General features: G+C 60.6%; 23 protein-coding genes. 10 read left to right on the forward strand and 13 right to left on the reverse strand.

What is annotated here, in order from left to right; all coding sequences use genetic code 11:
- Window positions 1-4: 4 nt before the first annotated feature.
- Window positions 5-1,426, reverse strand: coding sequence for an MltF family protein (locus tag ACEN8Z_RS23910; RefSeq protein WP_495595877.1), 1,422 nt, complete (start codon window positions 1,424-1,426; stop codon window positions 5-7).
- Between the two features lie 237 nt (window positions 1,427-1,663).
- Between ACEN8Z_RS23910 and ACEN8Z_RS23915 the strand changes: the two genes are divergently transcribed.
- The 3 genes from ACEN8Z_RS23915 (at window position 1,664) to ACEN8Z_RS23925 (ending at window position 4,686) form a co-directional block, all read left to right on the forward strand.
- On the forward strand, window positions 1,664-2,473 hold the full coding sequence (locus ACEN8Z_RS23915; protein ID WP_495595878.1) for a TatD family hydrolase: 810 nt from the start codon (window positions 1,664-1,666) through the stop codon (window positions 2,471-2,473).
- A 207-nt stretch (window positions 2,474-2,680) separates the two neighbouring features.
- Entirely contained in the window at window positions 2,681-4,162 is a 1,482-nt protein-coding gene (locus ACEN8Z_RS23920) for a methyl-accepting chemotaxis protein (protein ID WP_495595879.1), read from the forward strand.
- A 158-nt stretch (window positions 4,163-4,320) separates the two neighbouring features.
- Window positions 4,321-4,686: a terminase gene (locus tag ACEN8Z_RS23925; protein ID WP_495595880.1), complete on the forward strand. Its 366-nt coding sequence runs from the start codon at window positions 4,321-4,323 to the stop codon at window positions 4,684-4,686.
- On the opposite strand, the gene ACEN8Z_RS23930 is transcribed toward ACEN8Z_RS23925, so the two are convergent.
- The 3 genes from ACEN8Z_RS23930 to ACEN8Z_RS23940 all read right to left on the reverse strand — a co-directional run bounded on the left by ACEN8Z_RS23930 (window position 4,687) and on the right by ACEN8Z_RS23940 (window position 6,853).
- Window positions 4,687-5,484, reverse strand: a complete 798-nt coding sequence (locus tag ACEN8Z_RS23930; protein ID WP_495595881.1) for an acyl-CoA thioesterase — start codon at window positions 5,482-5,484, stop codon at window positions 4,687-4,689. It lies immediately after the preceding gene.
- Window positions 5,485-5,715: 231 nt separating this feature from the next.
- Window positions 5,716-6,474, reverse strand: a complete 759-nt coding sequence (locus tag ACEN8Z_RS23935) for a CHAD domain-containing protein (protein WP_495595882.1) — start codon at window positions 6,472-6,474, stop codon at window positions 5,716-5,718.
- A gap of 100 nt (window positions 6,475-6,574) precedes the next feature.
- Window positions 6,575-6,853, reverse strand: coding sequence for a hypothetical protein (locus ACEN8Z_RS23940; RefSeq protein WP_008000319.1), 279 nt, complete (start codon window positions 6,851-6,853; stop codon window positions 6,575-6,577).
- 221 nt (window positions 6,854-7,074) lie between these two features.
- On the opposite strand from ACEN8Z_RS23940, the gene ACEN8Z_RS23945 reads away from it, so the two are divergent.
- Complete coding sequence (locus ACEN8Z_RS23945; RefSeq protein WP_008000317.1) at window positions 7,075-8,112, forward strand: patatin-like phospholipase family protein; 1,038 nt, start codon at window positions 7,075-7,077, stop codon at window positions 8,110-8,112.
- 154 nt (window positions 8,113-8,266) lie between these two features.
- On the opposite strand, the gene ACEN8Z_RS23950 is transcribed toward ACEN8Z_RS23945, so the two are convergent.
- The 6 genes from ACEN8Z_RS23950 to kdpF form a co-directional block, all read right to left on the reverse strand.
- Window positions 8,267-8,965: a response regulator gene (locus tag ACEN8Z_RS23950; protein WP_442098020.1), complete on the reverse strand. Its 699-nt coding sequence runs from the start codon at window positions 8,963-8,965 to the stop codon at window positions 8,267-8,269.
- A 48-nt stretch (window positions 8,966-9,013) separates the two neighbouring features.
- Window positions 9,014-11,665: a DUF4118 domain-containing protein gene (locus tag ACEN8Z_RS23955; protein WP_495595883.1), complete on the reverse strand. Its 2,652-nt coding sequence runs from the start codon at window positions 11,663-11,665 to the stop codon at window positions 9,014-9,016.
- 131 nt (window positions 11,666-11,796) lie between these two features.
- A complete protein-coding gene (gene kdpC / locus ACEN8Z_RS23960; protein ID WP_495595884.1) occupies window positions 11,797-12,342 on the reverse strand; it encodes a potassium-transporting ATPase subunit KdpC in 546 nt (181 codons plus the stop codon).
- Window positions 12,343-12,487: 145 nt separating this feature from the next.
- Window positions 12,488-14,545, reverse strand: coding sequence for a potassium-transporting ATPase subunit KdpB (kdpB, locus tag ACEN8Z_RS23965; RefSeq protein WP_495595885.1), 2,058 nt, complete (start codon window positions 14,543-14,545; stop codon window positions 12,488-12,490).
- Window positions 14,546-14,555: 10 nt separating this feature from the next.
- Window positions 14,556-16,250, reverse strand: coding sequence for a potassium-transporting ATPase subunit KdpA (gene kdpA, locus ACEN8Z_RS23970; protein WP_442098016.1), 1,695 nt, complete (start codon window positions 16,248-16,250; stop codon window positions 14,556-14,558).
- An 8-nt stretch (window positions 16,251-16,258) separates the two neighbouring features.
- Window positions 16,259-16,348: a K(+)-transporting ATPase subunit F gene (gene kdpF, locus ACEN8Z_RS23975; RefSeq protein ID WP_007899818.1), complete on the reverse strand. Its 90-nt coding sequence runs from the start codon at window positions 16,346-16,348 to the stop codon at window positions 16,259-16,261.
- Between the two features lie 343 nt (window positions 16,349-16,691).
- Here kdpF and rfbB point away from each other — a divergent pair, with 343 nt between their 5' ends.
- From rfbB to ACEN8Z_RS24005, 6 genes are all read left to right on the forward strand, one after another.
- A complete protein-coding gene (gene rfbB, locus ACEN8Z_RS23980; RefSeq protein ID WP_116263243.1) occupies window positions 16,692-17,774 on the forward strand; it encodes a dTDP-glucose 4,6-dehydratase in 1,083 nt (360 codons plus the stop codon).
- The gene (gene rfbA / locus ACEN8Z_RS23985) at window positions 17,771-18,646 is read left to right on the forward strand and encodes a glucose-1-phosphate thymidylyltransferase RfbA (RefSeq protein WP_008003325.1); all 876 of its coding nucleotides are present in this window, start codon (window positions 17,771-17,773) and stop codon (window positions 18,644-18,646) included. The genes rfbB and rfbA overlap by 4 nt, the downstream gene beginning before the upstream one ends.
- A 46-nt stretch (window positions 18,647-18,692) precedes the next feature.
- The gene (gene rfbD / locus ACEN8Z_RS23990) at window positions 18,693-19,562 is read left to right on the forward strand and encodes a dTDP-4-dehydrorhamnose reductase (RefSeq protein ID WP_495595886.1); all 870 of its coding nucleotides are present in this window, start codon (window positions 18,693-18,695) and stop codon (window positions 19,560-19,562) included.
- Window positions 19,563-19,819: 257 nt separating this feature from the next.
- Window positions 19,820-21,184: an ethanolamine permease gene (eat, locus tag ACEN8Z_RS23995; RefSeq protein WP_495595887.1), complete on the forward strand. Its 1,365-nt coding sequence runs from the start codon at window positions 19,820-19,822 to the stop codon at window positions 21,182-21,184.
- A 129-nt stretch (window positions 21,185-21,313) separates the two neighbouring features.
- A complete protein-coding gene (locus ACEN8Z_RS24000) occupies window positions 21,314-21,481 on the forward strand; it encodes a DUF2897 family protein (protein ID WP_007985427.1) in 168 nt (55 codons plus the stop codon).
- Window positions 21,482-21,648: 167 nt separating this feature from the next.
- On the forward strand, window positions 21,649-22,206 hold the full coding sequence (locus ACEN8Z_RS24005) for a TetR/AcrR family transcriptional regulator (protein WP_495595888.1): 558 nt from the start codon (window positions 21,649-21,651) through the stop codon (window positions 22,204-22,206).
- Here ACEN8Z_RS24005 and fabF read toward each other — a convergent pair.
- The 3 genes from fabF to ACEN8Z_RS24020 form a co-directional block, all read right to left on the reverse strand.
- Window positions 22,203-23,477 carry a beta-ketoacyl-ACP synthase II gene (gene fabF / locus ACEN8Z_RS24010; protein ID WP_495595889.1) on the reverse strand — a complete coding sequence of 425 codons (1,275 nt, stop codon included), beginning with the start codon at window positions 23,475-23,477 and terminating at the stop codon, window positions 22,203-22,205. The genes ACEN8Z_RS24005 and fabF overlap by 4 nt on opposite strands.
- Window positions 23,478-23,508: 31 nt before the next feature.
- The gene (locus tag ACEN8Z_RS24015; RefSeq protein WP_495595890.1) at window positions 23,509-24,303 is read right to left on the reverse strand and encodes an SDR family NAD(P)-dependent oxidoreductase; all 795 of its coding nucleotides are present in this window, start codon (window positions 24,301-24,303) and stop codon (window positions 23,509-23,511) included.
- A 673-nt stretch (window positions 24,304-24,976) separates the two neighbouring features.
- Window positions 24,977-25,312 (reverse strand): ComEA family DNA-binding protein, encoded by a 336-nt coding sequence (locus ACEN8Z_RS24020; protein WP_495595891.1) that lies wholly within the window; start codon window positions 25,310-25,312, stop codon window positions 24,977-24,979.
- Window positions 25,313-25,316: the final 4 nt, after the last annotated feature.

A 25,316-nucleotide genomic window follows, 5' to 3' on the forward strand; every position in this document is an offset into this window, starting at 1 on the left:
TTGATCATTGTCGCAAGACAACTTTTTGTCCCTGTGGCTCCAACGACTCCCGCTCCCGGTCGAACGCCAAGAAATACTTGTTCACGCTATTAACATAGCTAACGGGGCCCATACCCACTTGCTCCATGGCAACGCGTTCGACCTGGAAGAACCACTGGTTGGGATTCAATCCTCGCCGCCGGGCTTCGGCGCGCATGCCCTGAACCCGCTCCGGCCCGATGTTGTAGGCTGCCAGTACGAAAGCCATGCGTTCGCGCTCGTTGAGTTTCGGGCTGGCAAAAAACTTGCGGCGGATCATCGCCAGGTACTTGGCCCCGGCCTGCACATTGCCGTCTACGTCCTGAATATTGTCGACCCCCACCCGCTGCGCCGCCGAAGGCGTGATCTGCATCAGACCGGTCGGGCCTCCGCCACTGCGGGCGGCAGGTTGCAGGGCTGACTCCTTGAAGGCCAGCGCCGCCAGGTTCAGCCAGTCCATGCCCTGGGCATCGGCGTGTTTCTGCAGCACCGGGCGAAGTTTTTCCAGACGCTGCCGGTCCGCCTTGGCCAGTGGATAGTGCACTTGGTAGAGACGACGATAGATCCGCAGGAATGCGGCGTCCTGATCCGATGGTTTTTTGTAGACGGTGAGGAAACGATCAATGCTGGCCCGCAACATCGACGCATCACGGCGCACGAACCAGAACTCTTCTCCCGGATCACTGATCAGTACCTGCCTGTCGAAACGCAGGTTGGGCAGGATCTTGCCCCAGCGTTCGGCTATCGGCTGCTCGACGATGGTCAGGTGGAAGATCCCGCCCTGCACCATCTCCAGTACGTCCTCGACGGCAAGGCTCGGATCGACCCATTCGACTTTGACCGGTGGCAGTTTGTGCAGGGCGAGTTTTTGATTGATCTGGCTGACGGCATCCCCGGCGGCGCTGCCGGCGGGTAACGCCAGGGTCTTGCCGGAAAGCTGTTCAAGCCGGGTGTAGCGGCGTTCGCCTTTGATGCCCACCAGGACCAATGGGATGTTGCTGGCAATCGGCTCACTGGTGCTGACGGCGAAACCCGCTTGCAGATCGAGCAACTCGCCTGGCGCCACCAGATCGCCCTCCCCGCGCTGCAATGCACCGAGCAGTTGATCCTTGGCCTTGGGAATGATCTTGAGGATGATTTCCTGACCGTCACGGGCGTGGCCGTTGAGGTATTGCTCGAAAGCTCTCAGGCGATGGTATTCGACCCCGATCGCCTGCCCCTGGACTTCGCCGGAACTGTTGCGGCTCTGGTTGACCAACACCCGCAGCACACGGCTGCTGCGAATTTCCGCAAGGTCGCGCACCTTGGTGGCCGGTACGGCTTGCAGCGGCCCGGGCAGACGCGCGACCGCCGACATCGGCAGTAGCAGCGAACAACACAGCAGTAGCAAAACCGAGGGACGAATCATCCACTCTCCGGAAAGAATATAAGGCCCGCTTCAATGACGAATGACATCAAGCACGGCGACAAAAACAGAGCGCCCAAGGCGCTGGCAAAGTGCGAAAGACTGGCACAATGATGGCAAAACTACCAACCCGGTCTGGCTCGCGGCTCAAGAGACAGCGTTAACCCGTTGTAGTTCTTGGCTTTTCTTATAAATCCACGGCTCTGATATGCTTTCCGGCCTTTGGGCCGAGGTAGCACCATGCAACTCATCGATATCGGCGTCAACCTGACCAACCCCGGTTTTGCCGACAAACACCAGGCCGTACTCGACCGCGCCTACGCGGCCGGCGTGTGCCAACTGGTGCTGACCGGCACCAGTGTCGAGGGCAGCGAACAGGCCCTTGAGCTGTGCCAGCAGCTGGATGCAAGTGCGCAGCGCCTGTTCGCTACCGCCGGTATTCACCCTCACTGCGCCAGCGACTGGAACGCCGACAGCGCCCGACGTTTGCGCAGTTTGCTCAATGAGCCAAATGTGGTGGCCGTGGGCGAATGCGGGCTGGATTTCAACCGTGATTTCTCGCCGCGTCCGCAGCAGGAGAAGGTCCTCGAAGAACATCTGGCCATGGCTGTTGAAATGCAGCTGCCGGTTTTTCTGCACGAACGCGACGCCAGCCAGCGATTGCTGGAAATCCTGCGCGACTTCCGCGATCAATTGCCGGCTGCCGTGGTGCACTGCTTCACTGGCGAACAGAAGGCACTGTTCAGCTATCTCGACCTGGATCTGCACATCGGCATTACCGGCTGGATTTGCGACGAGCGCCGGGGCACGCATTTGCATCCACTGGTCAAGGAGATCAAGCGCGGGCGCCTGATGCTCGAAAGCGATGCGCCGTACCTGCTGCCGCGCAGCCTGCGCCCCAAGCCAAAAAACGGGCGTAACGAGCCGGCGTACCTGACCGAAGTATTGCGCGAAGTGGCGCTGCATCGCGGCGAAAGCCAGGAAGATCTGGCGGCGCACACCACAGCGTGCGCACGGGCGTTCTTCGGGTTGCCATCAATCCCTCAATAACCACAAATCCCCTGTGGGAGCGAGCTTGCTCGCGATAGCGCTCTGACAGTCACCTCACGTGTGACGGTTCTAGCGCTATCGCGAGCAAGCTCGCTCCCACATGGGGATGCTGCTGGCCCGTTGATCTGCATCAAGAATCAGTCACCTGAGTAGCGGCACAATGATGGCACCTTGCCAAATCTGTTTCCGCTATCAGAGAAGACCTCCATGGGTGCCTGGCTTAGCAATATCTCGCTGAAATACAAATTCTGGGCGGTCAATGCCGTCGCGTTCGTTACCACCCTGTTGTTGGTGCTGTACGCGGTGCAGCTCGAACAGCAGGCTCGCAGTCAGTCCGCCCAGGCTTCGGCCCAGGCCCAGGCCCGATTGCTCGAAGCCTGGCCCGCAGGGCAACCGCTGCCCCATGCCGACAACCTGCTGGCGTTCAGTCGCGGGCAGGCACCCACGCTCAATGAACAACCCGTGCAGGCACTGGCCAATGCCAATGGCTGGGTCGAGATCAACGCGATGCCGCTGTTCGGTGACGACCCGTTGATGGGCGCCGAAGTGTTTACCCGCGCCGGCAGCCAGCAGGTCGCCGTGATTGCTCATGGTCCCAGCCTGAGCCAGGTGTTCAGCGAGCGCTTTGCCAATTACGCGGTGGCCGTGTTCATCCTGATGCTGGCAATGCTCGGCGCATCGCAGTTGTTGATCCGCTTCCTGCTCAGCCAGCTCAACACCTTGAAAGACGTCATGTTGCACGTGGAGAAAACCGGCGACCTGTCGGCCCGCGTGCCATTGGCTTGCAGCGACGAAGTCGGGCAAATGGCCAACGCCTTCAACGCCATGCAGGCCGGTTATCAACGGGTGGTCAGCACCGTCGCCAGCACCGCCCGGCAACTGGACGTCGGCGCCGCGCGGCTGGCAGCCAGCATGAATGAGGTGCGCCACGGCATGTTGGGTCAGCAAAGCGAAACCGATCAGGCCGCCACGGCGATCAATGAAATGACTGCCACGGTCTATCACATCGCCCAACACGCGGGCGCCACCCGTGACCTTTCACAATCGGCCGATACCCTGGCCGGCAGCGGCCAGGGGGTGGTTACGCGGGTGCAGAGGTCGATTGCCGGACTGTCCACCGGCGTCCAGCAGACCGCCGAGATGATTCAACGCCTGGCGGAGGACAGCCAGAAGATCAACGGCGTGGTCAACGTGATTCACAGCATCGCCGAGCAGACCAACCTGTTGGCGTTGAACGCTGCCATCGAAGCGGCCCGGGCCGGTGAGATGGGTCGCGGCTTTGCGGTGGTCGCCGATGAAGTGCGCAACCTTGCCAAACGCGTGCAGGTCTCCACGGATGAAATCACCATCATGGTGTCGGCGTTGCAGTCTGGCACGCGGGACGCCGTGGATTTCATGCAAGAGAGCTCGTTCAAGGCCGACGATTGCGTGCAGCAGGCGCAGGAGGCAGGTTCGGCATTGGCCGAGATCACCAGCGCGGTGGCGCAGATGCGTGAAAGCAACACGCAAATCGCGGTGGCGGCCGAGCAGCAAAGTCAGGTAGCGGAAGAGATGAACCGGGCGGTGGTGAGCATCCGTAACGTGACCGAGAATACGGTGCAGCAGACGGTGACTTCGGCGATTACCAGCAATGAGTTGGCGGCATTGGCCGGGGAGTTGAGCAAGGCGATAGGTCAGCTGAAACTTTGAGGGCCTCTTCGCGGGCAAGCCCGCGAAGAGGCCGGAGCCGGCAACATCAATCCAGACCATGATGCCTATCAAGCCAATAGCCAGCCTTGATTCGCCGCCAGCATTGACCGGACCTATTCTTCATCATATGTGTTCAACATGGATCGAGGATCAGCATCATGGGCAAACGTCACCCCAACCTTCCCGCCTGGCAATGGCGAGCGTACCCGAACAATCATCAGCACCCGACCAATCTGGTGTTGCACCTGATCGCGGTGCCACTCTTCATCGTGGCGTTTCTGTTGATCGTGTCCGGGGTATTCAGCCTGAGCCTGGCGAACGTCGCCATTGGCGTGGTCGGTGTGATTGCTGCGCTGGCCTTGCAACGCCACGGCCACAACCTGGAGACGCAAGCCTCCGAACCTTTCAGTGATCGCAAAGATGCGATATCGCGCTTGTTGGTCGAGCAGTTCCTGACTTTTCCCAGGTTCTTGCTCAGCGGTGGCTGGTGGCGCGCCTGGCGTGAGCGCCACCGCCGTCACTGATCAGGCGAACACCGTCACCGTCTGCCGGCTCATGGCGATCAACCGGCCATCCGCGCTCCACATTTTCGCGGCGGCATGCCCGTAACCGTCGGCGGCGTACTCGGTTTCGACGAGGTATTTGCACCAGTCCAGGGTGTTCAGTTGCAGCAGCGGTTGCACGAACTCGATGGTCCAGGTCAGCGTACTGCCCATCGCCGGTTTCTTTAAAAACGGCATCAGGGCCGGTGGCCAGGCGTCCACCAGTGCCAGAATATGCGCCTCGCTGATCGCCTCTTCTTTAACGTCGCCGCGCAAGCGTACCCAGCCGCCCATCTGACGCGATGTGCTTGCGCTGAACGGCAGCCCGCCGACACTCCAGCGCATCGCCAGATGCCGCATGAACGCCGGGAGGACGCCTTCGACAAAAGGCAGTTCCTGGCACTCGTCCCAGTGCTTCATTTCCGGTGCCAGTTCAGCGACCACCGCCACTTCCGAGGGGCGCGAGGCACCAAAGCTGCCCTGGATCAACGTCACTACCTGGCCCTTCTGCATCACCCGGCCCAACACTTGACTGACGGCCTTGCCTTCGCGCAGCACGTCGACCTCGAAACTGACCGGAACCTCGGGTTCAACCGGGCCGACAAAGGTGATTGCCAACGAACGCACCGGACGATCCATCGGAACCCGGGCACGCATGGCTTCGTACTGCAAAGCGGCCACCAGGCCACCGAAACTGGCCCGCCCCTGTGCCCAGGAGGCCGGGATAGAGAGCTCCAGCGGCTGGCTACGGACAGCGTCAAGCAGTTCTGAAAAGCGCATGAAAACCTCAGGGATCGGAAAAAGATGAAGGGATCTTAACCAGCCAGCGATGGCTATACAGCACCCATTCCGGCCAAATTGACTGACAGATGAGCCGTGCAGGTTTCATGTCGACATAAAACCCTGTGGGAGCGGGCTTGCTCGCGAAGAGGCCATCAGCCCTGACATTGATGGAGACTGACAAACCGTCTTCGCGAGCAAGCCCGCTCCCACATTTGTTCGGTGGTGGTCTCAGGATTTGAAGCAATCGCGACTGAGTTTTTCCAGCACACGGTCTGCACATTGTTCAGCCTCGGCCATAGTGGCTTTCCACACTGCAACACAGGGCTGCAAATCCGCTTCCCGTTCAGCCATGGCCAGCCATTGCACGCAATCGTGCCAGTCACCCAGCGCGCCCTGGGCCGATTTCAATCGGGGCATGGCCGCTTTCGGCAAACGGTCCAGCTCGGGGTAAGCGTCGATGCCATAGCGCACGCGCTTGATCAGCAGGCGCAGCCGGTGGCGGTCGTGGGTCGGGTCGTGCAACGCTTCGTCGAGTTTTTTCCACTGCTTGCCCAGGCGTTTTTCAATGCGCTTGCGCAAGCCCTTGAGCAATCCCTGGCGCTGGGCAGCGCGTAGAAAGCGCGGAAACGCATCGAGGACGATCAGCATTTGCGCGAGCTCGGGACTGGCCGCTACGGCCGGATAGGCCTCGGCCATTTGTGCCATGCGCCACTGTGCGGCTTGGAGTTGATGGTGCTGGAGCAGGTACGCCGCCAGCACTTCGCGATCACGTAATGGCGTGGTCAGTTCGCCCACCCGTGAGGCGGCCGCTTCCAGTTGTTCGACTCCGGGCACCCCGTTCAAGGGTCGCAACAGGCTGCGTAACCGACGCATGGTTGTGCGCAGATCGTGTAACGCTTCAGGGTCAGTACGCTCCTTCAAACGGGCCTGACAGGCCAGCAGACGAACTTCCAGGCCCAGAACATGAGCCACCAACCGATCGATCATGGGGGTTTACTCCGTAAACAGCGCCAGGCTGCAAGCTACGAGCTGCAAGCCCGATGAGTCTTGCAACTCGTAGCTTAGAACCTGCGGCTGCTTTTTGCCTTCAACGCCCCGCGCGCGACTCACGAATGTAGAAACGGGCCTTCTCGGCTTTGGTGGTGCAGCCTTCGAACCCCTCGAATTGCTGCTGGGTCTTGGCCGCGGTCAACAGCGACAAGGCCTTGGAGTAGCTGACGGTCCCGGCGAAACCTTCGGCCTTGGCCAGGTCCAGCTCATGCCACGCGGCATCCAGGTTACTACCGCAACTGTCGCGATAAGCGGTTTTGCCGGCACAACCGGCGAGCGCCAGGGCAATCAATGGCACGCAGATCCAGGCTTTCATCACTCACTCCTCAAAGATAGGTCAACAGTCGTGCAGGTAAGACGGTGTGGCACCTGAAAAGTGCCGTTGGTCCGTTGTGCAAACTATAGCGCTGCCGAGAATAACCATGTGCCGCCATGGAGTGTCGAAAAAACGACGCTCTTGCCCCATCGAACGACCATGGCGATTGAAGCATGGCCCTCGATGGGTGCATTGTTGAACCATTCAAGCGAGGGCGATCCATGAAAAAGCGTGTCGCACTGGTATTGGGCTCGGGTGGAGCCCGGGGTTATGCGCATATTGGGGTCATTGAAGAGATCGAACGGCGCGGCTATGACATTGCCTGTATCGCCGGTTGCTCCATGGGCGCGGTGGTAGGCGGGATCTATGCCGCCGGCAAACTCAATGATTACCGCGACTGGATCGAGAGCCTGGATTATCTCGACGTGTTGCGTCTGGTGGACGTGAGTTTTCGTCTGGGGGCGATTCGTGGCGAGAAGGTGTTCGGGCAGATCCGCAAGATCGTCGGCGAGGTCAACATCGAAGACTTGCGTATCCCCTACACCGCGGTTGCCACCGACCTGACCAACCAGCAGGAAATCTGGTTCCAGGAAGGTTGCCTGCATCAGGCCATGCGCGCCTCGGCAGCGATTCCCAGCCTGTTCACTCCGGTGATGCAGGGCAACCGCATGCTGGTCGACGGCGGCATTCTCAACCCGCTGCCGATCGTGCCCGTAGTGTCGAGCCATTGCGATTTGATCATCGCAGTCAACCTCAACTCCACCAACCAGCGCCACTATCAATTGCCGGTCATCCAGCGCCCCGCCGCCTTCAAGACCCGCTTCGACAGCCTGATCAACTCCGTCGGCTCGAAGTTGCCGTTCCGGCGCAAACAGGCTGAACAATTGTTGGTTCTGGAACAGGAAGCCTTGAAGGCCGAAGGTGCGGACTTCAACCCGTGGATCGAATCCGCCGAGCCCGACGCGCAGCAACCCGCGGCAGCCCCGCAAGCCAGTGGTGCGCCCCGCTCCGCCACCGGTTCGTTCATCATCGACAACGTCGGGCCGGCGTCCTTGCTGGATCTGATCAACCAGAGTTTCGAGGTGATGCAGACGTCGCTGGCGCAGTACAAGATTGCCGGGTATCCACCGGACATCCTGATCAACGTGCCCAAGCGTGTGTGCCGTTTTTTCGAGTTCTACAAGGCGCCGGAGCTGATCGCGCTGGGACGGGAGATTGCGCGGGATACGCTGGACCGGTATGAGAATGAGCAGAACTGACTGTCTGAAAACTCTCGATTGAATGTAATGCCCTCATCGCGAGCAAGCTCGCTCCCACAGTGAATCTTTGGTGTACACAAAGTTTGTGTCTGACCAGGGGATCCCATGTAGGAGCGAGCCTGCTCGCGATGGGGGCGGATCATTCAGCACAAAACTAAAGGCTGTCTTCACTCAACAACCGATACCCCACCCCCGCCTCGGTCACGATGAACCTTGGTTGGGTCGGATCATCCGCCAGTTTCTGGCGCAAGTGCCCGACCACGATGCGCAGGTAATGAGTGTCTTCGGTGTGAGTCGGCCCCCAGATGTCCTTGAGCAATTGCTGCTGGGTGATCACTCGCCCGGGATGCCGCGCCAGTTGCGCCAGCACAGCGTATTCCTTGCGAGTCAGCGCGACTTCGGCACCGTCGAGCAGTACCCGGCGATACGCCAGGTCGACGGTCAACGGACCGAAGGTCAGCGCCGCTTGCTGGACCTCGCCTACGGGCGCCTGGCGCAACAACGCACGAACCCGTGCCAGGAATTCCTGAATGCCGAACGGCTTGGTCACGTAGTCATTGGCGCCACCATCCAGGGCCTCGACTTTCTGCCCTTCACCGGCGCGCACGGAGAGCACCAGCACCGGCACCGTCGACCACTCGCGAAAATCGCGCAATACCTGTTGGCCGTCCATGTCCGGCAAGCCGAGGTCGAGCACCAGTAAATCCGGTTTGTTCAGTGCGGCTTGTGCCAATCCCTCGCTGCCGGTGGCGGCCTCCAGCACTTTATAGCCCTGGGACGCGAGGCTGATGCGCAGGAATTTGCGGATCTGCGGTTCATCATCGATGACCAAAATGGTCGCGGTCTGGCTCATGAATTCACATCAACACCAAGAAGTGGCAAGAGAGTAGCGCAAGCACAATCAGGCTTCACCTTCGTATCCCGGCTGAGCCTGTAGCGGCAGATGTAAAGAGATGCAGGTGCCACGCCCCTCGATGCCGTCGGCGACGCTGATGCGCCCGCCGTGGGCACCGACCATACCCTGACAAATCGCCAGCCCCAACCCGGTGCCCTGCCCGCCACGATCACCTCGCGCCGCGGTGTAGAACATGTCGAAAATTTTCGCCCGTTCCGCCTCCGGAATGCCCGGCCCCTCATCGCTGACCGAAAAAAACAGCTCACTGTCATCAGCCCCGGCGCGCAATTGCAAGCGCCCGTGGGGCGGCGAGAACCGCGCGGCGTTTTCCAGCACGTTGATCAGTGCCTGTTCGATCAGCGCGGCATGGACGAACAGCAACGGCAGTTGCGCCGGTACTTCGGTGCTGACCTGCAGCGACGCGAGTACCGCGCGCAAGCGATTGAGCGCACTGCCGACGATGTCCGCCGGCGACACCCAGTCCCGCGCCAGCTTCAGGGCACCGTGACCGAGCCGGGTCATGTCGAGCAGGTTTTGGATGTAGCGGTCCAGACGCTCGGCTTCATCGCGGGTGCCTTCGAGCAGTTCACGTCGATCCTCCAGCGGGATCGCTTCACCCAGGGCCAGCAGGCTGTCGATACTGCCGCGCATGGACGTCAGCGGTGTGCGCAGATCATGGGACACCGAAGCCAGCAAGGCACTGCGCAGTTGCTCGGTTTCGCCGTGCAGCCGCGCCGCTTCCAGATCATCGGCCAGTTGCGCCCGAGCCAGTGCCTGGGCCAGCGGCTGGCTCAGCGCGGTCAACAAGCGTCGGCGCTGGCCACTCAAGACCTGGCCTTCCCTGGCGCATACGCCGAGCAACGCCAGCGGGCCGTCCTCCACCGATAACGGCCACCACCACCAGCGGCCGAACGGCAATGTGCCGGTGCCCGCCCCCGCCGGTTGATCGTGCTGCCAGGCCCAGTCGGCGGCAGCGCGTTCGGCTTCGGTGAACTCCAGCGGGCCACCGGTTTCGACTTTCCAGCCGTTTTGCCCGTCGCGATTGAGCAGGCACAGTTGTACATCACTCCAACCGTTGAGGTGCTGGGCAGCCGCGCTGACCACAGCCTGACGGTCGGTGGCGGCGGTGAGTTTACGTGACAGGTCGAGCAATTCGGTGGTCTCTTCCTGTGTATCGCGCAGTGCCTGCAATTGCCTGCGCTGGCGCGCCGCGAGGTTACCGGTGAGGGCCGCCATCAGCAGGAAGAACAGCAAGGTCAGCACGTCTTCTTCGCGCTGGATGCTGAAAGAGAACGTCGGTGGAATGAACAGAAAGTCATAGGTCAGAAACGACAGCGCGGCACAGGCCAGAGCCGGCCCGAGACTGCTGCGCACCGCGACCAGCAAAACGGCAGCAAGGAACACCAGAGAAATATTTGGCAGCGGCAGAACACTCGCCACGGCCCAGGCCAGGGCGCTGGCCAGAACCGTCGCGAACACGGCCAGGGCGTAGTCGAACCAGACCAGCGTCTGCATCGACCGCTGATGGGGTTGATGCTGTTGATGATCGCTATCGAGAACGTTGATTTCCAGTCCGCGAGCATTGCGCAGCAGCCGCGCCGCCAGCCCGCCACCGAACAGACGTCGGCGCAAGCGCGGCCGAGACTGACCGACCAGCACCAGGCTGGCGCGGCGTTCGGCGGCATGCTGGATCAGGGTTTTCGCCACTTCACCGGCCCGTAGCAACACCACTTCGCCCCCCAGCCGTTCAGCCAGTTGCTGGGCACTTTGCAGGCGCAGGCGCGACTGCTCGTCACGCACGCGGCCGTTGTCCACATGCACCAGGCTCCAGGGCAGGTGCCGCCGCTGGGCCACGCGACTGGCATGCCGCACCAGGCGCTCGGCCTGGGCATCGCCGTCGACCCCCACCAGCAAACGCCCGCGCACGGCTGGCGCCGCTTGACCGAGTTGGCGATAGCCCTGGGCCAGATCGTTATCGACCTGAGCCGCCGCGGTTTGCATCGCCAGTTCACGCAGGGCCGTCAGGTTGGTCTGGGAAAAGAACGCATCGATGGCCGCCCGCGCCTGCTCCGGCACATAGACCTTGCCGTCGCGCAAACGCTCCAGCAACTCCCGCGGCGGCAAGTCGATCAGCAGCAGTTCGTAGGCTTCCTGCAATACCCAGTCCGGCAGGGTTTCACGGACCTGCACGCCGGTGATGCCACGCACCTGGTCGTTGAGGCTTTCCAGATGCTGAACGTTGACCGTGGTGTACACATCAATGCCGGCGGCGAGCAGCTCCTGAATGTCTTGCCAGCGCTTTTCGTGACGACTGCCCGGTGCGTTGGTGTGGGCCAGCTCGTCGACCAGCACCAGTTTCGGCTTGGCTTTGATCAGACCGTCGAGGTCCATTTCTTCGAGCAACACGCCACGGTATTCCGAACGCACCAACGGCTGCTGCGGCAAACCGCTGAGCAGCGCTTCGGTTTCGGCCCGGCCGTGGGTTTCGACAACGCCGGCGATGACTTTCACCCCTTGGCGCAACTGGGTGTGGGCCGCTTGCAACATGGCGTAGGTCTTGCCGACACCCGGCGCGGCGCCGAGAAATACCTTGAGCCGTCCACGGCCGTCGCGGGGCAGGTTTGCTAACAGCGCGTCGGCGCGGCCGGAGTTGCTCATGCTTGGGGATCTCTTTTTTCAGATGTCGATGTGGTGATTGCGAAGCCGTCTTCGCGAGCAAGCCCGCTCCCACAGTTGGAATGCGTACTCCTGTGGGAGCGGGCTTGCTCGCGAATGGCTCCACCACGGAATTACAGTTTTTCCAGCGCCAGATTCAACTCAAGCACATTCACCACCGGCGGGCCTACCAGTGGCTGCTCGATGTGGGTATCCAGCAGTTGCTGCAGGGTCGCTACCGGCAGGTTGCGCGCCGTCGCGACTCGCGCCAGTTGATAGGCAATCGCTGCCGGTGGCAAGTGCGGATCGAGACCGCTGCCGGACGTAGTGAGCAGCGCCAGTGGCACCGGCCCCTGGCCTGGCACCAGCTGTTTAGTGGCATCGTCGATCACCCGCGTGGCCAGGGCCGGGTTGCTGGGCGACAGGTTGCTGGCACTGCTCGACACGGTGGCAAAGGCACCGGCCGAAGGGCGCGGGTGGAACCAGGCGTCACCGACGAAATCCTGGGCGATCAGCGAGGAGCCGCGGACCTTGCCCTCGGCATCGCGCACCAGGCTGCCATTGGCCTGATCCGGGAAAGCCACCTGGGCCACGCCGGTGACCACCAGTGGATAAGCGACGCCGGTGATCAGCGTCATCAGGACCAGCAGGCTCAGGGCCGGGCGTATCAATGTGGACATTTCAAAATCCTCTAATTCGCAGGAAAAACCTGTGGGAGCGAGCTTGCTCGCGATGGATCTGAAGGCGCCGCGCTTTGTCAGAAAGGGCGCGTTATCGTTAACCACCATCGCGAGCAAGCTCGCTCCTACAGTGGGGGGTGTCAGGTCAAACCAAATGCAACGCCGTCAACAGCATGTCGATCGCCTTGATGCCCACGAACGGCACCAGAATCCCGCCCAGGCCGTAGATCAGCAGATTGCGCCGCAGCAACGCCGCCGCGCTCGCCGCTTGCACCCGCACACCGCGCAGCGCCAGAGGAATCAGCACCACAATGATCAAGGCGTTGAACACGATCGCCGACAGAATCGCGCTCTGCGGACTGCTCAGGTGCATCACGTTGAGTACGCCCAATTGCGGGTAGATCGCGGCGAACAGCGCCGGCAGAATCGCGAAATACTTGGCCACGTCGTTGGCGATGGAAAAGGTCGTCAGCGCACCTCGGGTGACCAGCAATTCCTTGCCGATCTGCACCACGTCCAGCAGCTTGGTCGGGTCGCTGTCGAGGTCGACCATGTTGGCCGCTTCACGTGCCGCTTGCGTGCCGTCGTTCATCGCCATGCCGACGTCCGCCTGGGCCAGGGCCGGGGCGTCGTTGGCGCCGTCGCCGCACATGGCGACCAGGCGACCGTCGTTTTGCTCGTGACGAATGCGCGCCAGTTTTTTCTCCGGCGTGGCTTCGGCCAGCACATCGTCCACACCCGCTTCGGCAGCGATGGCGGCGGCGGTCAGCGGGTTGTCGCCGGTGACCATGACGGTGCGGATCCCCAGCTTGCGCAGCTCGGCGAAGCGCTCGCGGATGCCGGGCTTGACCACGTCCTTGAGGTGGATCACGCCGAGCAGTTTACCGTTGGCACACACCAGCAACGGGGTACCGCCGCTTTGGGCGATCTTGTCGATTTCACGGGACAACGGTGCCGCCAGATCGGCACGCTTGAGGCCCACGAACGCCAGCAACGAATCCACCGCGCCTTTGCGGTACACGTGCCCTTGATAGTCGACACCGGACAAGCGGGTTTCAGCACTGAATGGCACGGCTGTCAGCAAGTCAGAGGACGGCTCCGGTTGCGGATGAGTGCCACGCAAGTACTCGACGATCGACTTGCCTTCGGCAGTGTCGTCGGCCAGCGAAGCCAGCAATGCGCCCTCAGCCAGCTCCCTGGCTGTCACGCCTGGCGCGGCATGCACCGCCGAGCAACGACGGTTACCGAAGGTGATGGTGCCGGTCTTGTCCAGCAGCAGGACGTGCACGTCCCCCGCCGCTTCCACCGCACGACCGGACTTGGCGATCACGTTCAGGCGCACCAGTCGATCCATCCCGGCGATACCAATGGCCGACAGCAAACCGCCGATGGTGGTCGGAATCAACGTGACCAACAGCGCCACCAGGAACACCAGCGGCAGGCTGCCATTGGCGAAGTGGGCGAACGGTTGCAGGGTCACCACGACCAGCAGGAAGATCAGGGTCAGGCCGATCAGCAGGATGTCGAGCGCCACTTCGTTCGGGGTCTTCTGGCGTTTGGCGCCTTCGACCAGGGCGATCATGCGGTCCAGGGTCGACTCGCCGGGGTTGGCGGTGATTTTCACCAGCAGCCAGTCGGACACCAGTCGGGTGTTGCCGGTAACGGCCGAGCGGTCGCCGCCGGACTCGCGAATCACGGGTGCCGATTCACCGGTAATCGCCGCTTCGTTGACCGCCGCGATGCCTTCAATCACCTCGCCGTCACCGGGAATCATCTCCCCCGCTTCGACGCGCACCACATCGCCTTTGCGCAGGTTGGCGGCCGGCACCACCTGAAAGCTGCCGTTGCCGGTTTTGCGCCGGGCGCTGAGGCCTTCGCTGCCGGCCTTGAGGCTGTCGGCGCGGGCCTTGCCGCGGCCTTCGGCCAGGGCTTCGGCGAAGTTGGCGAACAGCACGGTGAACCACAGCCACACCGCGATTTGCGCGGCAACGAAGGTCGGCACCGCCGTGTCGGGAATGAAGCACAGCACGGTGGTCAGGATCGCCGTCAGTTCGACCACCAGCATCACCGGCGCACGCTGCAATTGCCGTGGGTCGAGCTTGACGAAGGCTTGCAGCAGCGCCGGGCGCCACAGGGCCGAGATCGCGGTTTTCGGTTGCTCCGGCGCTTTCAGGGCGACCGGTTTAATTACGGGCATATTCATCAAATAATCCTCAGAAGCCCATGCTCAGATGTTCAGCGATAGGACCCAGCGCCAACGTCGGCAAGAAGGTCAGGCCACCCACCAGCAATATGGTCACGGTCAGCAGGGTCACGAACAGCGGGCCGTGGGTCGGGAAGCTGTTCTGCCCGATCGGTGCGGTTTTCTTCATCGCCAGGCTGCCGGCCAGGGCCAGAACCGGGAGGATGTAACCGAAGCGACCGATCAACATGCCAAGGCCCAGCATCAGGTTGTGGAACGGGGTGTTGGCGCCGAAGCCACCAAACGCCGAACCGTTGTTGGCACTGGCCGAGGTGTAGGCGTAGAGCAGTTGACTGAAACCATGGGCGCCAGGGTTGCTCACGGCGGCCACAGGGCCTGGCAGGCTGGCGGCAATCGCGCCGAGCACCAGTACGCCAATCGGCATGACCATCAGGGTCACCACCAGCAATTGCACTTCTTTGGCTTGCAGTTTCTTGCCGAGGTACTCCGGAGTACGACCGATCATCAGGCCGGCGAGGAACACCGCGATCAGCACGTTGAGCAACATGCCGTAGAGACCGGCGCCAACGCCACCGAAGATCACTTCACCAACCATCATGTTGACCAGCGCCACCATGCCGCTCAGCGGGTTGAGGCTGTCGTGCATGGCGTTTACCGAACCGTTGGACGCGGCCGTGGTGGTCACCGACCACAACACCGTGGCAGTGGTGCCGAAACGCGCTTCCTTGCCTTCCAGCGGTGCCGTCTGTTCGACAGCGACATTGTTCAGGGCCGGGTTCGGTTGGTATTCAGCCCACAGCGAGGTCGCGCCGCCGATCAGGAACAGCGCCAGCATGCAGGCGATGATCGCGCGGCTCTGGCGCAGGTCCTTCACGTAATGGCCGAAGGTGAACACCAGCGCGACGGGGATCAGAATGATCGAGGCCATTTCGAACAGGTTGCTCCACGCGGTCGGGTTCTCGAACGGATGCGCTGAGTTCACGCCGAAGAAACCGCCACCATTGGTGCCCAATTGCTTGATCGCAATCTGACTGGCGGCCGGGCCGAGCGGGATCACTTGATCAACCCCCTGCATCGTCACCGCGTTCACGTACTGGGCGAAGGTTTGCGGCACGCCCTGCCAGACCAGGTACAGCGCCAGCAGCAGGCACATGGGCAGCAAGCCGTAGAGGGTGGCGCGGGTCATGTCGACCCAGAAGTTGCCCAGGGACTGGGTGGACTTGCGCCCGATACCGCGGCAAAGAGCAACCAGCACAGCGAGACCGGTGGCGGCGCTGACGAAGTTCTGCACGGTGAGGCCGACCATCTGGCTCAAGTAGCTCAGGGACGCTTCACCGCTGTAGGCCTGCCAGTTGGTGTTGGTCATGAAGCTGACGGCGGTGTTGAACGCCAGTGTCCACTCCTGACCCGGCAGGTTTTGCGGGTTCAGCGGCAAGTGGTCCTGGAACAACAGGATCGCGAACAGCAGCAGGAAACCCGCGAGGTTGAAGGCGAGCAAGGCCAGCGTGTACTTCTGCCAGCTCTGTTCGGCTTGCGGATCGACGCCGGCCAGACGATAACAACCGCGTTCGACCGGACCGAGAACCGGCGTCAGCCAGGTGCGCTGCCCTTCCATCACCTTGTAGTAGAAGCGCCCGAGAAACGGCGCCGGGACCAATACCAGGGCGAAAAACCCGAGGATCAGCCAATAGTCATAACTGTGCATAGCCGCTCCTAGTTCCGGTCCGCGCGCAGCAGCGCAACCAACAGATAAATGAACAGCCCCACTGCCAGCAGCAGCGACACCCCGTCCAGAACGCTCATGGAAGTTCTCCGTGTTACGGCGTATTGCCGCGTGTGGAGTCATTGTCGGAAAGGAGGCTGTAAAGGAACGAGATAGAGGGTGCGGGCGGGGCATAAAGAAAGCGTAAAGAGTGGGTTTACGCTGGGGTTACAGGGTGTGAGGAGGAGCTCCGGTGCGGAAAAAACGGGAGTGTCGCAGGTAGAACTCTAAATTGTGCGCGAGAGTAGTGAGGGATGGCTGCAAGTCGTGGATAATTCCGCCCGATTGGCGTGACGCAACCGAATGGGGTCAAGAACTCTTGCACCTCCCCGCTCGCGCCTGCAAGCTACCGTTATCCGCATTACTGAAAAAGGCTGGCCCAACGTGCGTATCCTTATTACCGGCGGAGCCGGTTTCATAGGCTCGGCCCTTGTTCGCGAGCTGATTCAACACACTGAGCATGAAGTGCTCAACCTGGACAAACTGACGTATGCCGGCAATCTCGAATCGCTGACCAGCATTGCCAACGACACTCGCTACGAGTTCGTTCAGGCCGATATCGTGGATCAGGCGAGCGTCACAGCCGTGCTGGCACGTTTCCAGCCTCACGCGATCATGCACCTGGCAGCGGAGTCCCACGTCGACCGTTCCATCGACGGGCCATCGGAATTCATCCAGACCAACATCGTCGGTACCTACAGCCTGCTCGAAGCCAGCCGCGCCTATTGGCAAGCCCTGCCGGAGCCTGAGAAAAGCGCCTTCCGCTTTCATCACATTTCCACTGACGAGGTTTACGGCGACCTGCACGGTGCCGACGATCTGTTTACGGAAACGACGCCCTACGCACCGAGCTCGCCCTACTCCGCCAGCAAGGCAGCGTCCGACCACCTGGTCCGCGCCTGGCAACGAACCTATGGCCTGCCGGTGCTGCTGACCAATTGCTCGAACAATTACGGGCCGTTCCACTTCCCCGAGAAACTGATTCCGCTGGTCATCCTCAATGCCTTGGCCGGCAAGCCGCTGCCGGTGTATGGCGATGGCCTGCAAGTTCGCGACTGGCTGTTCGTCGAAGATCACGCCCGGGCACTGCTCAAAGTCGTGACCACCGGTACCGTCGGCGAGACCTACAATATCGGCGGGCACAACGAACAAAAGAACATCGACGTGGTGCGTGGCATCTGTGCCTTGCTTGAAGAACTGGCACCGCACAAGCCTGAGGGCGTTGCGCATTACGCCGACCTGATCACGTTCGTCCAGGATCGTCCTGGCCATGACTTACGCTACGCGATCGACGCCAGCAAGATTGAACGCGAACTGGGCTGGGTGCCCGAAGAGACGTTCGAAACCGGCCTGCGCAAAACCGTTCAATGGTACCTGGACAACATGCAATGGTGCCGCCGTGTTCAAGATGGCAGCTATCAGGGCGAACGCCTTGGCGCCATCAATCCGAAGGAACTGCTCGCATGATGAAAGGCATCGTTTTGGCGGGTGGCTCGGGCACACGCCTGCACCCGATTACGCTCGGAGTGTCGAAGCAGCTGTTGCCGGTCTACGACAAGCCAATGATCTATTATCCGATCTCGGTGCTGATGCTGGCCGGCATCAAGGATATTCTGCTGATTTCCACACCGCATGACCTGCCTCAATATCGCAATCTGCTGGGCGACGGCAGCCAGTTCGGGGTGAATTTCAGCTTTGCCGAGCAGCCATCACCGGACGGTCTGGCCCAGGCTTTTCTGATTGGCGAAGAGTTCATTGGCAATGACTCTGTGTGCCTAATCCTCGGCGACAACATCTTCCATGGTCAGCACTTTGGCGAACAATTGCAGAGCGCGGCAAAACGCTCTTCCGGCGCCACCGTGTTCGGTTACTGGGTCAAAGACCCCGAGCGCTTCGGTGTCATCGATTTCGACAGCGACGGCCGTGCGCTTTCGATCGAGGAAAAACCGAAAAAGCCGAAATCAAGTTATGCCGTTACCGGCCTGTATTTCTACGACAACGACGTGATCGAGATTGCCAAGGCGGTAAAACCTTCGCCTCGCGGCGAGCTGGAAATCACCGACGTCAACAATGCCTATCTGCAACGTGGCGATCTGCAGGTCGAACGCTTTGGTCGAGGTTTCGCCTGGCTCGACACTGGCACCCACGATAGCTTGCTCGAAGCCTCCCAGTACGTGCAAACCATCGAACACCGCCAAGGCCTCAAAGTTGCCTGTCTCGAAGAGATTGCCTATGAACATGGCTGGATCAACCGCGAACAGTTGCTGGAGCGCGCCCGGTACTTCGGCAAGACCGGATATGGCCAGTACCTGGCCAAACTCGCAGGGGAAGAGCAATGAACCTGTGTGAGCCCGATTTGCCCGGTAACGAGACTGGACTGTACCTGTGAAAATACTCATCAATGGCCGGCACGGTCAGGTTTCACATGAGTTGCAGCGGCGGCTGGGGGCTGTCGGCGAACTGATCGTATTGGGTCGCGATCAGCTCGATCTCGCGCAACCCGATCAGATTCGCCGACAGGTGCAAAACGTCCGGCCCGATCTGATCATCAACGCAGCGGCCCATACCGCGGTTGATCTGGCAGAAAGCGAGCCGCAAACAGCCTTTGCCATTAATGCGGTAGCTCCCGGCATCCTCGCCGAAGAAGCGCTGGCTCTCGACATCCCGTTGATACATTACTCCACGGACTATGTATTCGACGGGATGAAAGCCAGCCCCTACAACGAGGACGACACGCCAAATCCGCTCGGGGTGTACGGCAAGAGCAAGCTGGCCGGTGAACAGGCCATCAGGGATGTGCAAGGTAAATATCTGATCCTGCGTACCAGTTGGGTCTATTCAACCCATGGCCGCAACTTTCTGCTGACGATGCAGCGTTTGCTGCAAGAGAAACCCGAGTTACGGGTAGTCGCCGATCAAATCGGAGCGCCTACATGGGCCGGTACAATCGCCAATAGCACCCTTGCCCTGATTGAACGCTGGCAGACGAACGACGTTGCCAACTGGGGTACTTATCACCTGACCGCTCAAGGTGAAACCTCCTGGTTTGGCTTCGCCCGGGCGATCGGCGAAACATTGCGACAACAGGGCAGGCCCTGCGCCGACCTGTTACCGATCCCGTCCAGCGACTACCCTACGCCGGCCGCCCGACCGCTCAACTCGCGCCTGGATTGCAGTCGCTTGCGACGCGATTGGGGCGTCAGTCAACCTGACTGGCAAACGGCGTTGCGCGAGTGCCTTAGTGAACAAACCTGAGCATCAACCGCAGCCCGCACCAGCATTGAACTACGAAATCTCCGCGTCGCCGCGGTGTCGGGTAGCGGGTATGCGGGCTTGCTCACGAAAGCGGCATCTGAAACAACTGCGCCCCTGACTGAAGCATAAAATTCGTGCATCCGGTGGCGAACATCCCCGATACGACAGCTTTCAGCCCATTACGACGCACAATCGCGAAATGGCACGCCCACTGCACTGCCCCCCTGAGCTTTCCAAACCACTCAGGGAGCAAACGCATGAACACACAACTCAAACCCACGCTGGGCACCTTGCATCTGTGGGGTATTGCGGTCGGGCTGGTGATTTCCGGAGAGTATTTCGGCTGGAGTTATGGCTGGGGCGTGGCCGGGACGCTGGGCTTTCTGGTGACCTCGTTCATGGTCGCCACCATGTACACCTGCTTCATCTTCAGTTTCACCGAGCTGACCACCGCCATTCCTCACGCCGGCGGTCCCTTTGCCTACAGCCGTCGCGCCTTTGGCGAAAAAGGCGGGTTGATCGCCGGGCTGGCGACACTGATCGAATTTGTCTTCGCTCCGCCGGCGATTGCCCTGGCCATCGGCGCCTACCTCAATGTTCAGTTTCCCGCCCTGGATCCGAAACACGCGGCAGTCGGTGCCTACATCGTATTCATGGGCCTGAACATCCTTGGCGTGAAACTGGCAGCGACCTTCGAGTTGGTGGTCTGCGTGTTGGCGGTCGCCGAATTGCTGGTGTTCATGGGCGTCGTCGCCCCGGCATTCAGCTTCAGCAACTTCGCGCTCAATGGCTGGGCCGGCTCCGACGTGTTCGGTGCTCCGGCGATTGCCGGGATGTTCGCGGCCATCCCCTTTGCCATCTGGTTTTTCCTCGCCATCGAAGGCGCAGCCATGGCCGCCGAAGAAGCCAAGGACCCGAAGCGCACGATTCCCAAGGCTTACATCAGCGGTATTTTGACCTTGGTGCTACTGGCGATGGGCGTGATGTTCTTCGCCGGTGGCGTCGGCGACTGGCGCACCTTGTCGAACATCAACGACCCGCTGCCGCAGGCGATGAAAACCGTGGTCGGCGAAAGCTCGGGCTGGCTGCACATGCTGGTGTGGATCGGCCTGTTCGGCCTGGTGGCGAGTTTCCACGGGATCATCCTCGGCTACTCGCGGCAGTTCTTCGCCCTCGCCCGGGCCGGTTACCTACCGACATCCCTGGCCAGATTGTCGCGTTTTCAGACTCCACACCGGGCGATCGTCGCCGGCGGAGTAATCGGCATTGCAGCCATCTATAGCGACGGACTGATCAACCTCGGCGGCATGACGCTGACCGCCGCGATGATCACCATGGCCGTGTTCGGCGCCATCGTGATGTACATCATGAGCATGCTCAGCCTGTTCAAACTGCGTAAAACCGAGCCGAACCTGGAACGCACCTTCCGCGCTCCGTGCTACCCGCTGGTGCCGTTCATTGCACTGATGCTGGCGGTGGTGTGCCTGGTGGCGATGGCCTGGTTCAACACGTTGATCGGTCTGATCTTCCTGGGCTTCATGGTGGCAGGTTTCGTGTACTTCATGCTCACTGCGCAATTACGTGCCGACGCACCGGCGGATGCGATGTTGACCGGACATTGAAAGCGTTCGAGTGAACCTTGAACAACAGGCATAGAATAAGGGTGATAGCGATGGAACCCCATCACTCAAAGTGGTATGCACGATCGGTTGATGAACCTTCGCCGACCGCCTGTTTTCAAGGAGAGTCCTATGCCCTGGTATGCCTGGTTGATTCTGGTCGTTGCCATCGGCTCGATCGTTGGTGGCCTGATGCTGCTGCGTGACACCGCCAACAAAGTCGAACTGACCGAAGAGCAACGTAAGCGCGTCGCCGAACGCAATGCGGAAATGGACGCCAAGGAAGCGCAGGACCGCTGACTGCCCCCCCCGCCTGGAACGGCGGGGTTTGTTTTTGCGTGAAAGCGCCTGAAACCATGCCGCTTCGTCCCCATATCGAAGCATCTGCATGCTTTTTAGAAGTAGAAGTACAGTCACCATGCAATTTTCATTGGTTAATATGGGCCGCATTGATGCGGAGATATCAGATGCGTTACTCGCAGGACCATAAAGCCCAGACCCACCAACGCATAATCAAGGAAGCTTCAGCGCGATTTCGACGCGACGGTATCGGCGCGACCGGGCTGCAACCCCTGATGAAAGCACTGGGCTTGACCCACGGTGGCTTTTACTCGCACTTCAAATCCAAAGACGAACTGGTGGAAAAAGCCTTGCAAGAGGCTGGCGAACAAGTCGACAAGTTGTGCGCGCAAATCTTCGCCGAGGAGCATCCACTCGAAGCCTTCATCGACGCTTATCTGTCCGAATGGCATCAAACCTCACCTCAGGAAGGCTGCCCACTGCTGACCATTTCCTCGGAACTGGGGCTGCGTGGTCAACCGAGTCCAACCAGCGACGTTGTGCTCCAGGCGCGACTCGATCAAATCCAGCACACTCTTGACGGAGCGCGCACCGCCGAGCGCAGCATCGTCATCATGTCTACGCTGGTCGGCGCCTTGCTGTTATCCCGCAGCGTTGCCGACGCCGAGTTTGCCCAACGGATTCTCGACGTCGCACGCGAACACCTCAAACACTCGCAGGATTAACCCTGCCAACGCTTGAACAGCACACTGGCATTGACCCCGCCAAATCCGAAGCCGTTGGACAATGCGTATTCGATCGCCATCGGCCGCGCGTTGCCATGAACGATGTCCACACCTTCAGTGGCAGGGTCCGGGTTCTCGAAATTGAGAGTCGCCGGCACGATCTGGTCGCGGATCGCCAGCAGCGTAAAGATCGCTTCGAGTCCTCCCGCTGCACCGAGCAAATGCCCGGTCGCCGACTTGGTCGATGTCACGGCGATGCCATTTTGCGCACCGAACAGCGCCTTGATCGCTGCCAGCTCACCCAGATCACCCACCGGGGTCGAGGTTGCATGAGCATTCAGGTGCTGAACCTGAGCCGGTGAAACACCTGCCTGAGCCAATGCCAACGACATCGCTCGCCGCGCACCGCTGCCGTCTTCGGGGCCAGCGGTCAGGTGATAGGCATCGGCGCTGGTGCCGTAGCCGACCAGCTCCGCCAGAGGTTGAGCCCCCCGAGCCAGCGCATGCTCCAGAGACTCGATAACCAGTAGCCCGGCCCCCTCTCCCATGACAAAGCCATCGCGACCATTGTCGAAAGGTCGCGAAGCGCGCTCAGGCGTTTCGTTGTAAGCGCTGGACAAGGCGCGAGCAGCTGCAAACCCGGCAAGACTGACCCGATCGATCGCCGCTTCCGCACCACCGCACACAGCGATATCCGCCTCACCCGCACGAATCAACCGCGCCGCGTCACCAATCGCCTGAACCCCGGCGGCGCATGCCGTGACAGGCGCGCCTAATGGCCCCTTGAAGCCATGCTGGATCGACACATGACCTGCCGCGAGGTTGACCAGAAACGACGGGATGGTGAATGGCGACAAACGTCTCGGACCACGGCTATCGGTGGTGCGCACCGCGTCGGCAATCGCGCCGAAGCCACCCACACCTGAACCGATGATGGTGGCCGTGCGCTCCTGGGCATTGGCATCCAGCGCTTGCCAGCCGGCTTGTTCCAGTGCCTGACGCGCGGCTTCCATGGCGAACAGGATGAAGCGGTCCATCTTCTTCTGTTCCTTGGGTGGGGTTGCCCGGTCCGGATCGAACCCCGCCTGCGGATCATCAGCCAGCGCAGGCACCGCACCGCCGACCTTGGCCGGCAGATCGGCAACCACCTCTTCAGGTAACTTGCGCAGCCCGGAACGCCCGGCCAACAGCCGTGCCCAGACCGCGTCGACACCGCTCCCCAGCGGCGATACCAGGCCCATGCCTGTTACAACTACGCGACGATCACTCATACCAAACACACCTCAAACCGATTGATGGCGCTTACCGATAACGGGCAGCAGCCTTGCTTTTGGAAAGATTAGGCGCCATCACATGACGCGCCGCCACGAACGCATCCCAATCCGCCGCATCAGGCAACGAAGGAATAGTGATCAATTCACCCTGGTCCAGACCCGACAACGCAGCATCGACCATCTCTGCAGCCTCCATCACCATTTCCGCAGGAATTTGTGAAGCATCGATACCGGAGCGCTCCCAGATTTCAGTACGTGTCACACCGGGCAGCACCGCCTGAATCTTGACCCCGGTGCCATTCAGCTCGGCGTTCAACGATTGAGTCAAGCTCAATACATAAGCCTTGCTGGCGCTGTACGTCGCATTGAAACGCTCGGGAAACAATGCCACCACCGATGCAATATTGATGATCGTGCCGCGCCCGGCCTTGGTGAAACTGGCCGCAGCCGCCGAGGCCAATCGCGTGACCGCGGTGATATTCAACTGAATCATTCTCTCCAGTTGGTCGGTATCGGCATTGGCCAATAGCCCGTCCGCCGCCACACCGGCGTTATTGAGCAACAGGCTGATACTCGAATCGCTGCGTAACCGCTGTTCGAGCTGCAACACGTCTTCCTTCCGTGTCAGATCCGACTTCAGCACCTCGACCTTGATCCCATGCTCGGAGCGCAGCTTGCTCGCCGCCGCTTCCAGCCGCTGCTCGTCGCGAGCCACCAGCAACAAATCAAAACCACGGGCTGCCAACCGCTCAGCGTAAACCGCCCCGATACCGGAAGAAGCGCCGGTGACGAGGGCCGTACCTTGGGACTGAACTGAATTCATGACGGTGCTCCTGAAGGATGCTGAAGGACGCCTGACGCCAAGGCACTTCGACGCAAGCGGTATTTATTATACGCATAATTCAAACGCAATATGATAGCCGTAATTTTCCATATCCACGAAGCGCTCGGCTCTCGTCGGTGCCCAGGCCAGAATGAGAGAGTAGACCCTGAACAAACGCAAAACCGCGCCGAACCTCTGCGATGGAATGAACGGTATTGCGGGCCGACCGATAAATGGTGGGGCGGATGAACAGTGCGCATTCAACGGTGACTGAGCGACAGGACTTTCATGCGTCGAAGCAGCCCATATGGCGATCAAAGCGATGTCTGATTGGCGGAAATGGGCAGGACGTTTTCGTAGCTCGGACACCATCCAGGAATTCAAACAAGGTGAAGACACCCTGCATATCAACGGCTGGACGACTACCAAGGCAGTGACGCAAATGCTGCAAACCAATGGGCTGGTCGTGACATTCGACATTGCAGTGATGGCGCTTACGGTGGCAATATCACGCTGCTTGGGCAGACGACCTTGCTGGACAACGCGGACCTGTACTTTGCCTGATCGTGGGTAACCGACAAACCATTCAAGTACTGCGACTGACCCACCGGGCATAACTCTCGCTACTGGCAAAGGCCGATCAATGATCGACCTTTGTCGTCCAGTTTCGCCCTTAGTTCACTTCGATCCTATCGCGGTTTCTATCCAGAATCGCTTTGCCGATACCCTTCACTTCCAGCAATTCGTCAACTGACGCAAACGCACCATTACTTTCACGATAAGCAACAATTGCTTTCGCTTTGACCTCACCCACCCCAGCCAGCTCACGCTGCAGCGTAGGTGCATCAGCACTATTGAGATCGACTTTGCCGGATGGCGCCTTGACGGTCACATCCTGCACCAGAGGCGCATTCGTCACCTCAGGTGCCTTGACAGGCGCGGCGATTGCCGTAAGGGAAACGCTGGTGAGAAGGGCGAATACCAGAGAGTAGAAACTGCTTGTACGCATTAGT

The organism is Pseudomonas sp. Pseusp10, from assembly GCF_059492225.1.